At 73.4% G+C, this 12,067-nt stretch carries 10 protein-coding genes; 1 reads left to right on the forward strand and 9 read right to left on the reverse strand.

Annotated features, from left to right (window positions below):
- Positions 1-216: 216 nt before the first annotated feature.
- The 5 genes from ACFWBT_RS25200 to ACFWBT_RS25220 all read right to left on the reverse strand — a co-directional run bounded on the left by ACFWBT_RS25200 (position 217) and on the right by ACFWBT_RS25220 (position 6,258).
- Positions 217-897, reverse strand: coding sequence for a response regulator transcription factor (locus ACFWBT_RS25200; protein ID WP_266760932.1), 681 nt, complete (start codon positions 895-897; stop codon positions 217-219).
- Positions 894-2,312: a sensor histidine kinase gene (locus tag ACFWBT_RS25205; protein ID WP_385704268.1), complete on the reverse strand. Its 1,419-nt coding sequence runs from the start codon at positions 2,310-2,312 to the stop codon at positions 894-896. The genes ACFWBT_RS25200 and ACFWBT_RS25205 overlap by 4 nt, the downstream gene beginning before the upstream one ends.
- Before the next feature lie 193 nt (positions 2,313-2,505).
- Complete coding sequence (locus tag ACFWBT_RS25210; RefSeq protein WP_385704223.1) at positions 2,506-3,720, reverse strand: acyltransferase; 1,215 nt, start codon at positions 3,718-3,720, stop codon at positions 2,506-2,508.
- Positions 3,713-4,702 carry an alpha/beta hydrolase gene (locus ACFWBT_RS25215; RefSeq protein ID WP_385704270.1) on the reverse strand — a complete coding sequence of 330 codons (990 nt, stop codon included), beginning with the start codon at positions 4,700-4,702 and terminating at the stop codon, positions 3,713-3,715. The genes ACFWBT_RS25210 and ACFWBT_RS25215 overlap by 8 nt, the downstream gene beginning before the upstream one ends.
- Positions 4,703-5,235: 533 nt before the next feature.
- Complete coding sequence (locus ACFWBT_RS25220) at positions 5,236-6,258, reverse strand: alpha/beta hydrolase family protein (protein WP_385704226.1); 1,023 nt, start codon at positions 6,256-6,258, stop codon at positions 5,236-5,238.
- Between the two features lie 193 nt (positions 6,259-6,451).
- Between ACFWBT_RS25220 and ACFWBT_RS25225 the strand changes: the two genes are divergently transcribed.
- A complete protein-coding gene (locus ACFWBT_RS25225; RefSeq protein ID WP_385704228.1) occupies positions 6,452-7,138 on the forward strand; it encodes a TetR/AcrR family transcriptional regulator in 687 nt (228 codons plus the stop codon).
- Positions 7,139-7,586: 448 nt separating this feature from the next.
- On the opposite strand, the gene kynU is transcribed toward ACFWBT_RS25225, so the two are convergent.
- From kynU to ACFWBT_RS25245, 4 genes are all read right to left on the reverse strand, one after another.
- Positions 7,587-8,789 (reverse strand): kynureninase, encoded by a 1,203-nt coding sequence (kynU, locus tag ACFWBT_RS25230; RefSeq protein WP_385704231.1) that lies wholly within the window; start codon positions 8,787-8,789, stop codon positions 7,587-7,589.
- Positions 8,782-9,627: a tryptophan 2,3-dioxygenase family protein gene (locus ACFWBT_RS25235; RefSeq protein ID WP_385704232.1), complete on the reverse strand. Its 846-nt coding sequence runs from the start codon at positions 9,625-9,627 to the stop codon at positions 8,782-8,784. Before ACFWBT_RS25235 ends, kynU begins: the two co-directional genes overlap by 8 nt.
- A 165-nt stretch (positions 9,628-9,792) precedes the next feature.
- Entirely contained in the window at positions 9,793-10,206 is a 414-nt protein-coding gene (locus tag ACFWBT_RS25240; RefSeq protein ID WP_385704234.1) for a DUF3151 domain-containing protein, read from the reverse strand.
- A gap of 208 nt (positions 10,207-10,414) precedes the next feature.
- A complete protein-coding gene (locus ACFWBT_RS25245; RefSeq protein ID WP_385704236.1) occupies positions 10,415-12,016 on the reverse strand; it encodes an MFS transporter in 1,602 nt (533 codons plus the stop codon).
- Positions 12,017-12,067 lie beyond the last annotated feature (51 nt).

Raw genomic sequence — 12,067 nt, forward strand, 5'->3', positions numbered from 1 at the left:
CGCGGGGGGGGGGGGGTTTTTTTTTTGTTCTTTGGGGGGGGTTTTTCCTCCCCCCCGGGGTGTTTGCCGCGGGGGGGGGGGGGGGGGCCCCCCCCGGTACGGGACGGGTAGGGGCGGAGGGGGCGAAAGAAGGTTGGGGGCCCGGACGGGTCGGGAGTGGGCCGTCGGTGGGGAGGGGAGCGGGCGAGGGTGGGGGCGTGGGTGGGGTGGGGTGGGTCAGTAGCCCGTGGGGCGGATCAGGCCCGACTCGTAGGCGAAGACTGCTGCTTGGGTGCGGTCGCGCAGGCCCAGTTTGACGAGGATGCGGCCCACGTGGGTCTTCACGGTCTGCTCGGCCACCACCAGGCGTTGGGCGATCTCGGCGTTGGAGAGGCCCTGGGCGATGTGGGCCAGGACCTCGGTTTCGCGTTCGGTGAGGTCGCCGACGCGTTGCTTGAGGGGCGCGCGCGGGGTGGAGTCGAGGCGGGAGAACTCGGCGATGAGGCGGCGGGTGATGCCGGGGGCGAGGAGAGCGTCACCGGCCGCCACCACCCGGACCGCCTCGGCGAGTTGATCTGCCGAGGCGTCTTTGAGGAGGAAGCCGGAGGCGCCGGCGCGGAGGGCTTCGTAGACGTACTCGTCGAGGTCGAACGTGGTGAGCACCAGGACCTTGATGTGCGGAGTGTCGGTGGTGATGCGGCGGGTCGCCTCGATGCCGCCCAGTTCGGGCATGCGGATGTCCATCAGGACGACGTCCGGGGCGAGTTCGGCGACCTGGAGAATCGCGTCGAGTCCGTCGACCGCCTGGCCGATCACGTCGATGTCGGGCTGGGTGTTGAGCAGCACGGTGAATCCCTGCCGGACCATCTGCTGGTCGTCGGCGATCAGTACGCGGATGGTGCCGCTCACGGTCGTCATGGAGTCTCTTCTCCTGGGAGGCCTGCGATGGTGTCGTCGGTCCGGACGGCGTCGTGGGTGGGAGCCGCGCCGTCGGAGGGCCCGATGCCGTTGCGCGGGAGGAAGGCCGCCACCGCGAAGCCGCCGCAGGACGTTTCCGAGGTCACGAGGGTGCCACCGAGCATCGCGACGCGCTCCCGCATACCGAGCAGTCCGTGTCCCGCGCCCGGGGACGGCGGAGCGGGTCGCTCGGGACGTGAGTTGACGACCCTGACCTGGAGGCCCCTCGGGAAGTGCCAGAGCTCCACCTTGACCGCGGAACCCGGCGCGTGCCGCAGGGCGTTGCTCAGTGCCTCCTGGATGATCCGGTACGCCGACAGTTCCACGCCCGGCGCCAGGGGAAGCTGCTCCCCGGTGATCTCCGTGGTCACGTCCAGTCCCGCCGCGCGGGTGTTCTCGACCAGGGCGTCGAGGCGGTCCAGCGTCGGCTGCGGAGCGTCCGGAGCCACCCCCGCGCCCGCACCGAGGCCGTACGGGTCCTCCGGATTCTCCGACCGCAGCACTCCGAGCACACGGCGCAGCTCGGTCAACGCCTCCAGGGCGTTCTGCCGGATGCCCTCCAGGTTCTCCTTCAGTTCCCGCGTCGGGTTCTCGACCAGGTGCGGGGCGACCTGCGCCTGAATGGAGATCACCGACATGTGGTGCGCGACCACGTCGTGCAGCTCGCGCGCGATGCGGCTGCGCTCCTCCAGGAGGGTGCGGCGGGCGCGCTCCTCCTCGGTCAGCGAGGCCTGCTCGACCAGTTGCGTACGCGCCTCGCGGCGACCGCGCAGCGCCGTGCCCAGAAGGACGACGGCGGCGAAGACGACCACCGCCAGCATGCCCGTCGAACGGTACGCCGGACCGTCCAGCATGCCCGTGGGACGGTGCGACGGTCCGCCCAGCACGGCCGCCAGCACGTACGTGGCCACAGCGGTCAGGGACAGTGCGCCGACGACGACGCGGGTGGGTACCCGGAGAGCCAGCAGGAAGAACACAAAAGCCTGCGCCATGATCGCGGGCGTGCTCCACGGCCAGTCCGGTCCCTCCAGGGGGAAGCCCGCCACCATGTGCGAGCGGGCCGCGGTGGCGGCGACCACGGTGGTGCCCAGCGACAGCCACCAGGCCGCCACCGGGCGCCACAGCGCGAGCGCGACCGCCGCTCCCAGCACGAGGCCGCTCATCGTGCCCAGCAGAGCACCCAGTCGATAGCTGCCGCTCAGCTCGTCGGCGGCCGCCAGACCGAGGCCGAGGGCGATCCAGCACAGCACGACATGCGGCAGCCGGCGCAGCCAGCGGGGGCGGGACAACGGTGGCAGCGGCGCGGCCGTCGGTGACGCGAGCTCGGCCAGGATCCCGCGCAGGAAAGGGAAGGGGGTCTGGGCCAGTGCCTGTATGCGGGAGGTGCGGGAGGTGCGGGACGCGTGGGAGGCGTGGGAGGTGTGGGACGCGTGGGAGGCTCGGCTGACGGGCTCGGGAGCGGGCGCAGGAGTGGGGGCGGGGGCCTCGCGTGGGTGTGAGGGGTCGTCGGAGAGCGCGGCGGGTTCGCTGTTCACGGGCCTGCGCTCCTTGTGGGTCACGGCGTCAACCCTAGGCACGGGGCGCCGCCTTGGGGGTGGCCGGGCCGGAGTCTCGGTGGACGCGGACGACTCGGGACGTGCCGCCGGTGGGGCGGCGGGAGACCCGCTCGTGGATGCCGAAGGCGCACCGGCACAGAGCGAGGGCGCAGACGAAGACGGGCAGCCAGGCGACTCTCGCGGCCACCCACGCCAGGGTGTCGGGGGTGGTGTGCAGACCGGGGAGCCGGCCCGCGAGCAGGCCGAGGGCGGTGACCGCCATCAGGGACGTCTGGTGCCAGAGGAATATCGTCATCGCGGAGAGGTTGGCGAAGGCGATCCCCGCCCAGACGGCGGGGCGCCGCATCCCTCGGCGCAGCGGCTCGCGCAGCAGCAGCGCGAGACCGCACTGGGCCAGACCGAAGGTGACGGCGGCCAGCGTCGGCGGGTTCAGGTTGGAGACCGTGGCCCCCGGTATGCCGACCATGGACGCCGGATAACCGCCCCACGCCACCAGCACGACCGTCGCCACGGCTCCGCCCCCGAACAGCACCCAGCCCGCGCGCCGCCGCTCCAGCTCGCCGCGCGTCCAGGCGGCGCCCAGGGCATAGGGCACCAGCCAGCCGGCCGCGACGTTCACCCAGCCGAGCCATGCCGGGCCGCCGAGGCCGAAACGGATGACGTCCACATGGAGAACGACGGCCAGCGGCCACAGCGGGTTGACGCGGGTCAGCAGCGGTGTCGCCGCCGTCAGTCCGGCGAAGACCACCAGGAACCAGAGCGGGGACAACGCCAGCTTCACCAGTGTGTGCACCGTGCCGAGGTCTGCGCCGGACGCGAGCAGGCAGACCGTCGCGACCGCCCAGAGTGTCAGCACCGCGGTGATCGGCCTCAGGAGGCGGCTCAGCCGGGCGCGCAGCCACTGCCCGTACGTCGTGCCGCGCGCCCGCGCCGACGCAAAGCTCTTCGTCGCCACATGGCCGCCCACCAGGAAGAACACGGCGAGCGTCTGGAAGACCCAGGAGATCGGGGCCAGCCACGGCATGGGCCGCAACGGGCTGGCCGCGCGCAGTGCGCCGCCGTCAGCGACCAGTGCCGTCACCAGCCAGTGGCCCAGGACGACGCCCAGGATCGCGAGGGCGCGCAGGGCGTCGACAGCGCGGTCCCGCTCGACGGGGGTGGCCCGGTCGATGCGGTCGATCGCGGTCCGTACGCCGGTCAGGGCCGTCGTGCCGGTCACTTCACGCACGGGTCACCTCCGAGGTGTCGCCGAGGACGATGCGGGCGAGGTTGGCCAGCGACACCGAGCCCGGTTCGAAGTAGTCGCTGTGGCCGTGGGAGCCCGCCCGGAAGACCCGGGCGCCGAAGGACGGGGACACCGGGTCGGGGCCGAGTCCGACGGTCGTGCCGAACAGGCCGACGCTCGCGTGCGGGACACGCGCGATCCAGTCGGCGGAGCCGCGGGCCGCCCAGACGCGGGCGGAGGTGCGCAGCGCCGCGGTGGAGGACGCTCCGGTGCCCGGGCTGCCGATGAAGACGATGTCGCTCGCGTCCGAGCCCGGGGCCGCGCTGCCGCAGACCGCCGTGCCGTACGAGTGGCAGAGCAGGGTCAGGTGCGCCGACCGGCCGACGACGCCGCGCAGTTGGCGCAGGAACGCCCGCAGGAGGGGAGCCGCGTCCTCCGCGCGGTCCGTCGTCAGGACCGTGGTGCTCACGGTGCCCGGCGTCTCGTACCCGAGCCAGGCGAGGACGGCCCCGCGCGGGCCGAGTCGGTCGCGCAGGGTGAGGGCACCGGCGCGGAAACGGTCGTACGTCTCCAGCGTGGTGTCCGAGCCCGGGACCAGGACGGCCACGCGGTCGGCGTGGGCGAGGTCGCCGAAGACCTCGACGGCCCGGCCGGGGCCCCGGCCGTCGAACGAGAGAAGACGACGGGAGGGGGCGGCCATGGCGCGGTCGGCGGCGGCGCGGGTGCGGTCGCCGTGGTCCGCGGCCATTCGGGCCGCCTCCGCGGCGTTGGCCCGGTTCGCCTCGTACGCCGTGTCCAGGGTCGCCGCCGTCAGCGGCGCGAGGACCGCGGGCGCGGGTGCGGGGATCTCCGGCCGGGCGGCGGCGGATACGGGGACGACCACGGCCGCCGTGACGAGCGCGGCGAGCAGCGTCCGGCGCAGCCGACGGGCGAACCGGCCTCCGGCGCGGGGGCGGGGGCCGGGGCGGGAGCCTTCGGTCCGCACGGTCTCCGCAGTCGGCGCGGCGTGCGAGGTCGGCGGGGCGGGTGCGGCGTGCGCGGCGAACCGGCCTCCGGCGTGGCGGCCGGGGTCGGGGCGGGAGCCTTCGGTCCGCACGGTCTGCGCAGTCCGCACGGTCTGCGCAGTCGGCGCGGTGGGTGCGGTGGGTGCGGTCGGTTTGCCTCGGGGCCGGTGCGCGGAGACGTCCGCTCTTCCTCTGGCGGTCGACTTCGCCCGGAATTCCATGATGTCCGTCCCTCCCCGTCCGCCCGTTCGTCGGGCGGCACTGGAAGGGAAATTACGGATCGTCACATGTCGTCCGCGTCCCGCTGTGGAACTCACCTGGGAGGTAGCTCTCAGGTACTACGGGTATGACCAGGGTTCGAGTGAGTGCGGTCAACTACCTTGACTGCCAAGGTGGTTGATGGCCCATCGACGACTCTCCTGACGGCCGGCCCGGCGCCCGATCGCCGGGCCGGGTGCCTGGCCGCTGGGCCGGGCCGGGCCGGTGATGCCTGGCCGTCGGGCCCGCTCCTCGGCTACCAGGCCAGTTGGGCGATCTCCTCCGCCACCACGGCGCAGGCGTCGGCGGCCGGGTCGATCAGGGGGAAGTGACCGACGTCCTCCAGAAGCGTCAGGCCGACCACCTCGCCCGCCTTGGCCGCCGCGTCCGCGTACGACTCGGCGACCGCCTGCGGAACGACGATGTCGGTGCGGCCCTGGACCAGGGTGGTGGCAATGCCGGTCGGGAGAAGCCGCACCGGGTCGGCGTAGGGCAGACGTTCCGCGAACGTGGCTTCCCCGCCCAGGAATTGGCGGGAAGCTCCGCCGCAGACATCGAGCTTCTCCGCGACCTGGAAGTCCGCGATCGGGGCGAGGGCGACGACGCCGCGCAGCGGTGCGGGGCGCTCGGTGTACCAGGGCGCGTCGGCGGGCAGCAGGTGACGGGCCGCCGCCCACAGGGCCAGGTGACCGCCCGCCGAGTGGCCGGTGACCACTATGCGCCGGGGGTCGGCCTGCGGGAGCGCCTCGCGTACGAGGGCGGGCAGCGCGTCGAGCGCTGCCGCCACGTCGTCGAGGGTGTCGGGCCATCGGCCGGCGACCGGACCTCCGGAAGAGGCCGCACCATCCGGCCCCGGGGCCGCGGGGCCGCTCTGCGCGGGAATCGCGGACCCGCCCGGCGCGGGGGGCGTCGCCTCGCCGCGGCGGTACTCGACGTTCGCCACGGCGAAGCCTCGGCGGGTCAGGAAGTCCGCGAACGGGGTGATGTGGCGGCGGTCGTACGGGGCACGCCAGGCGCCACCGTGCAGAACCACCACGAGGGGGGTGAGGACCGCCGGGTCGGGATCGCGCGGGGCGTAGAAGTCGATCACCTGGTCGGGGTGGTCGCCGTACGCCACGGTGACGTCGGGGTCCACGGCCGGGTGCGAGAAGGCGGACGCCTCTTCGGCGGCATCGCGGGCGACGGCGGCCTCCCGCTCGGCGGCGCCGTCGCGCTGTGCTCCGGCGCCGTGCTGTGCCGCGGCGTCGGCGCCGTCCCGGGATGCGGCGTCGTCCTGCATGCTCCAACCTCTCAGCGGTGAAACGGATTTGGCGGACCAGGGAAGATTCGGCCGTTGGCGGGGACGGTATCAGGCCGGTGACGTGCGTCGACACCGGGTTGTCACGCTCGGTGAGGGGTAAACGGTTCTGCTGTTTCGTTACGCTGGCGGTGGCGTCCAGCCGTCCGGAACGTGATCGACGAAGGAGACCGTCATGCCCGCCGAGTCCGCCGAGTCCGGCAGCCTACGACCCGAGCCGGACGGGTCCGCCGAGCCCGGCAGCGTACGGCCCGAGTCCGCGGAGCCCGGCACCGTGCGGCCCGGGGGGCGTACGGCGCGGGTCCGTGCGGCCGTTCTGCGGGCTGCCGGGGACGTGCTCGCCGAGGAGGGGTTCGCGCATCTCGATCTGGCCGATGTCGCCCGGCGGGCCGAGGTGGGCAAGACGACCGTGTACCGGCGCTGGGGGTCGGTGGCGGGGCTGGTCGCCGATCTGCTCGGCGACATGGCCGAGCAGTCGCTTCCGCGGGTGGACACGGGGAGCGTGCTCGGGGATCTGCGGGCCAACGCCGATCTCGTACGGCGGACGCTCGCCGATCCTCGGCAGGGGGCGCTGTTCCGGGCGGTGATCGCCGCGGGGGCGTGCGACGCGCGTACGGCCGAGGCGTTGCGGAGGTTCTACGAGGTGCGGGTCGCCGAGTGGGCGCCCTGCGTGGAACAGGGGGTCGCCCGGGGGGAGTTGCCGGTGGGGACGGATGCGGTGGGGGTGGTGCGGGCGGTTTCGGCGCCGTTGTACTACGGGCTGCTCACCACGGGGGTGGTGCCGGGGGCCGCCGATGCGGAGCGGGCGGCGGGGGCTGCGGTTGCCGCTGCCGTGGCGGGGGTGTTTGTCGGCGCCGAGTGAAGCTTCTGGCCGGGGGCCTGCACCGGGGAGTCGGCCCCGGGGTCGAAATCCGGGCCCCCGGGCCCCGTCCCCCTGCCGGATACCTGATCGGGTCCAGGCCCCTGTCGTTGCCCGGTGACCACGGCGTCCCCGGCGGCGGGCCGGAGTACCCCGGTCGGGGCGCACCCCGGTCGGGGCGGGGTCGGAGGAGTTTCGCCCCCTCCGCCCCTGCCCTTCCCGTACCTGGGGCTCCGCCCCAGCCCCCGCTCCTCAAACGCCGGAGGGGCTGAAACTTTCCCCGGCCGGGACTGAAATTTCCGTACGCCGGGAAGCCGAATCCGGCGCGCCCGGGAAGCGCCGACTACGGCTCGCCCGGGAACCGAACCCGGGGCGCCGGGGAAGCCGGAGCCCCCCAGGACGCCGGAGTCTCCGAGTTTCGGTGGGGATGGCGCTGGGTCCGTTGTCCGGTCTAGTGCAGGGTGTCTGCCAGTACTCGTGCTGCCCGTTCCGTTTCCGCGAAGCTCACGTACAGGGGGGTGAAGCCGAAGCGGAGGATGTCCGGGTGGCGGAAGTCGCCTACGACGCCCTGGTCGATCAGGCGCTTCATCACGGCGCCCGCGTCCGCGCATCGCAGGGCCACCTGGCTGCCCCGTTCCGCGTGGGCGGCGGGGGTCACCGACTCGACCCGGCCCTCAGGGACGTACGCGGAGACGCACTCCAGGAAGAAGTCGGTCAGGGCGAGCGACTTGGCGCGGACGCTGTCGATCGAGACGCCGTCCCACACCTCCAGCGCCGCTTCCAGGGCCAGCATCGAGAGGATGTCCGGCGTGCCGACCCGCCCGCGCAGCGCGCCCGGAGCGGGTGCGTACGACGGGCTCATGCCGAAGGGGTCGGCGTGCGAGTTCCAGCCGGGGAGCGGGGAGTCGAAGCGGTCCTGGAGACCGGCGCGGACGTAGAGGTACGCGGGTGAACCCGGGCCGCCGTTCAGGTACTTGTAGGTGCACCCGACCGCCAGGTCCACGCCGTGCTCGTCCAGCCCGACCGGCAGGGCGCCCGCGCTGTGGCACAGGTCCCACACCGCCAGCGCGCCCGCGGAATGGATCGCGGACGTCAGGGACGGGAGGTCGTAGCGTCGGCCCGTGCGGTAGTCCACGTGGTTGAGCAGCACCGCCGCCGTCCGGGAGCTGAGCGCCGAGGGCACCTCGTCGGGGTCGACCGGGCGCAGCTCGCAGCCGGTCAGACGGGCCGCCGACGCCGCGATGTACCCGTCCGTGGGGAACGTCGTCGCGTCGACGAGGATCTCGTCCCGGCCGTCGCCCGCCAGCCGTACCGCGCCCACCAGCGCCTTGAAGACGTTCACGCTGGTCGAGTCGCCGACCACGATCTGTCCGGCCGCCGCGCCGACCAGCGGGGCGATCCGGTCGCCGATCCGCTCGGGCGCGGTCCACCAGCCGCTCTCCTCCCAGCTGCGGATGCGGAGTTCACCCCACTGCCGGCGTACGACGTCCTCGACCCGGCCGGGGACCCCGACCGGCAGCGCGCCGAGCGAGTTCCCGTCCAGGTACACCACGTCGTCGAGCACGAACTGCTTTCGCAGCCCGGCGAGTTCGTCGGCGGCGTCCAGTTCCGCCGCCCGCGCGGCCTGCGCGGACACAGAGCCTCGCTCAGACATAGGACCTCGCCGTCCACAGCTCGGGGAACACGTTCTTCTGCGCGCGCTTCTCGAGCCAGGCCACTCCGGCGGAGCCGCCCGTGCCGGTCTTCGAACCCATCGCCCGCCGCGTGGCGACGAGGTGGTCGTTGCGCCAGCGCCACACCAGCTCGGCGACGTCGGTCAGCGCCTCGCCGAGCCGCGCGAGCTCGTCGGTGTCGTCACCGGCGTACAGGGCCGTCCACGCGGCCTCGACCTCGGGCACGGGCTCGTAGCGCTGTGACACGTCACGTTCCAGCACCGCGGCCGGGATCGCGTGCCCGCGCCGCGCGAGCAGCCGCAGCACCTCGTCGTACAGGCTCGGCTCGTGCAGGGCCTTCTCCAGCTCGGCGTGCACGCGCGGCGCGCCCCGGTGCGGGACGAGCATGGACGCGGCCTTCTCGCCGAGCAGGAACTCCATGCGCCGGTACATCGCGGACTGGAAGCCGGAGCCCTCGCCGAGGGCCGAGCGGTAGGAGTTGAACTGGGCGGGGGTGAGCTGCCCCAGCGGACGCCAGGAGGCGTTGAGCGCGTCCAGCTCGCGTACGGACCGCTTCAGCGCGGCCACCGCGACGGGGACGTCGTCCGCGCGCAGGGCCTTGGCCGCGGTCTCCCACTCGTGGACGATGACCGTGAACCACAGCTCCATGACCTGGGTCGTCACCAGGAAGACCATCTCTCCGGGGTCGTCGGAGAGGGTGTGCTGGAGGTGGGTGAGCACGTCGGCCTGTACGTAGTCCTCGTACGGCGTCGTGCCCTGGAAGTCGAGATGCGGAGTCTCGGGCTCCTGAGCCTGCGTGGGCTGAGCCTGGTGGGACATCGCTGTCTCCTGCAATGTGCTCCGGGTAGCGGTCCGCCCCTGCCGTTACCGACACGGGGGCCCCGGTCCCCACCGGGCATCCAACACAATCGTCCCCCGAAACCGCAAGGTCCGCCTGGTCACACCAGGCGGACCCGCGTCACCGCCCCGAAATCCGGCCGGGCTCTAGCCCAGGGTCTGGGCCGCCGTCGGCGAGGAGTCCTTCAGGAACTGGCTGCAGCGCTCGTACTCCTCCTGCTCGCCGATCGCCCCGGCGGCGCGGGCGAGGGCGTGCAGGGCGCGCAGGAAGCCGCGGTTCGGCTCGTGCTCCCAGGGCACCGGGCCGTGGCCCTTCCAGCCGCTGCGGCGCAGGGCGTCCAGGCCGCGGTGGTAGCCCGTACGGGCGTAGGCGTACGACTCGACGACGCTGCCACGCTCGAACGCGTCGTCGGCGAGCTGCGCCCAGGCGAGCGAGGAGGTGGGGTACTTCGCGGCGACATCGGCGGGGGCCGTGCCGTTGGCGAGGAGCTCGCGCGGCTCCGGGTCGTCGGGGAGATGGGTCGGGGGCGGTCCCCCGAGCAGGTTCTCGTGAATCGTCATGGGCTCCAGTCTGCTCCATCGCCCGTGATCGGAGGCGGCTGCCCACGGCGTCCAGGGAGCGGCCCGTTCCGTGGCCACACCGAATTCGGCCGATACCGAACGTGCCCACGACAACCGGAGATCGTCATGCGGGGCCGGACACCCCCCAGGCGGATGGCATGAACAGGCGGATGGCATGAACAGGCGGAAGGCGCTCACCGTCCGCACCTCAGCCCGCGGACCCCTTCGAGCCTGGAGCCCCCTTCGGGCCCGGGGCCCCCAGGACACCCCGGGAGCGCTCGGGCTCCAGCGGGGGCGACGTCAGCCAGCCGTACGTACGGCACTCGGGGCGGGTGCAGTCGGGCGGCGGGCGCCGTACGGTCGCGAAGGCCACCACGGCGCCGAGCACCAGCACGCCCGCGCACAGCGGCATCGCCCGGCTGAAGGCCGCGTCGAAGGCGTCCGCCGAGCGGTACGCCTCCTCGCCCATCCCGGTGAGCAGCGGCAGCGCGGCCACGGCGAGGAGCCCGGCCGCGCGGGCCGCCGCGTTGTTGATCCCGCTGGCCAGGCCCGCCCGCCCGGTGTCCACGGAGGCCAGGACGGTGGCGGTCAGCGGCGCGACCAGGGTGACCATGCCGAGGCCCATCACCAGCAGCGCGGGCAGCACGTCGGCGACGTACGAGGCGTTCTCGCCCACCCGCAGCATCAGCAGCATGCCCGCCGCGCACAGCAGCGGCCCGACCGTCAGGGGGATGCGCGGGCCGATGCGCTGGGCGAGCTCGCCGGAGCGGGCGGAGAAGAGCAGCATCAGGACCGTGGTCGGCAGCAGCGCCGTACCGGCCCCGAGCGCGGAGTAGCCGGCCACGACCTGGAGCTGGAGCGCGGTCAGGAAGAAGAAGCCACCGAACGCCGCGTAGACACACAGGGTCACCAGGTTGACGGCCGTGAACTGGCGCGATCGGAAGATGTCCAGCGGCATCATCGGATCGGGCCGCCGCCGCTCGACGTACACGAAGGCCACCCCCGCGGCCACGCCGCCGACCGCCGCCACCCACACGAGCCCGGAACCGCTCGTGGCCTCGATCAGGGCATACGTCACCAGGGCGAGCGAGAGCGCGCCGAGCACGGCGCCCAGCACGTCGAACCCGCGGTGCCGCTTCCCTCCCCCGCTCCCTCTCCCACTCTCGGCCCCGCTCGAACGGGAGGTTCCCCCAGCGGTCTCGGGGACGTGCCGCAGGGCGACCGGGGCGCAGAGCAGCGCGACGGGGATGTTCAGCAGGAAGACCCAGCGCCAACCGGGCCCGTCCACCAGCCAGCCGCCCAGGAACGGCCCGACGGCGGCCCCGACACCCCCGAAGCCCGACCACAGACCGACGGCACGGGCCCGGTCGTCCGGGTGGAACGAGGCCTGGATGATCGCCAGCGAACCCGGGGTGAGCAGCGCACCGCCGACGCCCTGGAGAACCCGGGCCCCGATGAGCACTCCCACGTTCGGGGCGAGCCCGCACAGCAGCGAGGCGGCGGCGAACCACACCACGCCGATGACGAAGACCTTCCGGCGCCCGAAGCGGTCCCCGAGCGAGCCGCCCAGCAGGATCAGCCCGGCCAGCGACAGCATGTAGCCGTTCACGGTCCACTGGAGGGCGGCGAGGCTCGCGTCCAGGTCACGGCCGATGCTCGGCAGGGCCACATTGACGACCGTCGAGTCCAGCATGGCCATGCTGGAGCCGAGGACGGTGGTCAGCAGGATCCACTTCCCGGTCGGGGAGGCGATCCGTACCGCGGGTCTGCCGCCCGACACGTCCGATGCGTCCCTCGCAGGCACGGCCATACCTCGGAGCATACGGAAGGGCCCGGCACCATGGCAGGTGCCGAGCCCTTC

Source organism: Streptomyces sp. NPDC060027 (assembly GCF_042737005.1).
In the GTDB taxonomy this organism is placed as follows: Bacteria; Actinomycetota; Actinomycetes; order Streptomycetales; family Streptomycetaceae; genus Streptomyces.

Excerpts from the sequence above, each read along its gene's own strand:
- ACFWBT_RS25200 (WP_266760932.1), bottom strand. The coding sequence starts at position 897 with ATGACGACCGTGAGCGGCACCATCCGCGTACTGATCGCCGACGACCAG.
- ACFWBT_RS25220 (WP_385704226.1), bottom strand. The coding sequence starts at position 6,258 with ATGCAGGACGACGCCGCATCCCGGGACGGCGCCGACGCCGCGGCACAG.
- ACFWBT_RS25225 (WP_385704228.1), top strand. The coding sequence starts at position 6,452 with ATGCCCGCCGAGTCCGCCGAGTCCGGCAGCCTACGACCCGAGCCGGAC.
- kynU (WP_385704231.1), bottom strand. The coding sequence starts at position 8,789 with ATGTCTGAGCGAGGCTCTGTGTCCGCGCAGGCCGCGCGGGCGGCGGAA.
- ACFWBT_RS25235 (WP_385704232.1), bottom strand. The coding sequence starts at position 9,627 with ATGTCCCACCAGGCTCAGCCCACGCAGGCTCAGGAGCCCGAGACTCCG.
- ACFWBT_RS25240 (WP_385704234.1), bottom strand. The coding sequence starts at position 10,206 with ATGACGATTCACGAGAACCTGCTCGGGGGACCGCCCCCGACCCATCTC.
- ACFWBT_RS25245 (WP_385704236.1), bottom strand. The coding sequence starts at position 12,016 with ATGGCCGTGCCTGCGAGGGACGCATCGGACGTGTCGGGCGGCAGACCC.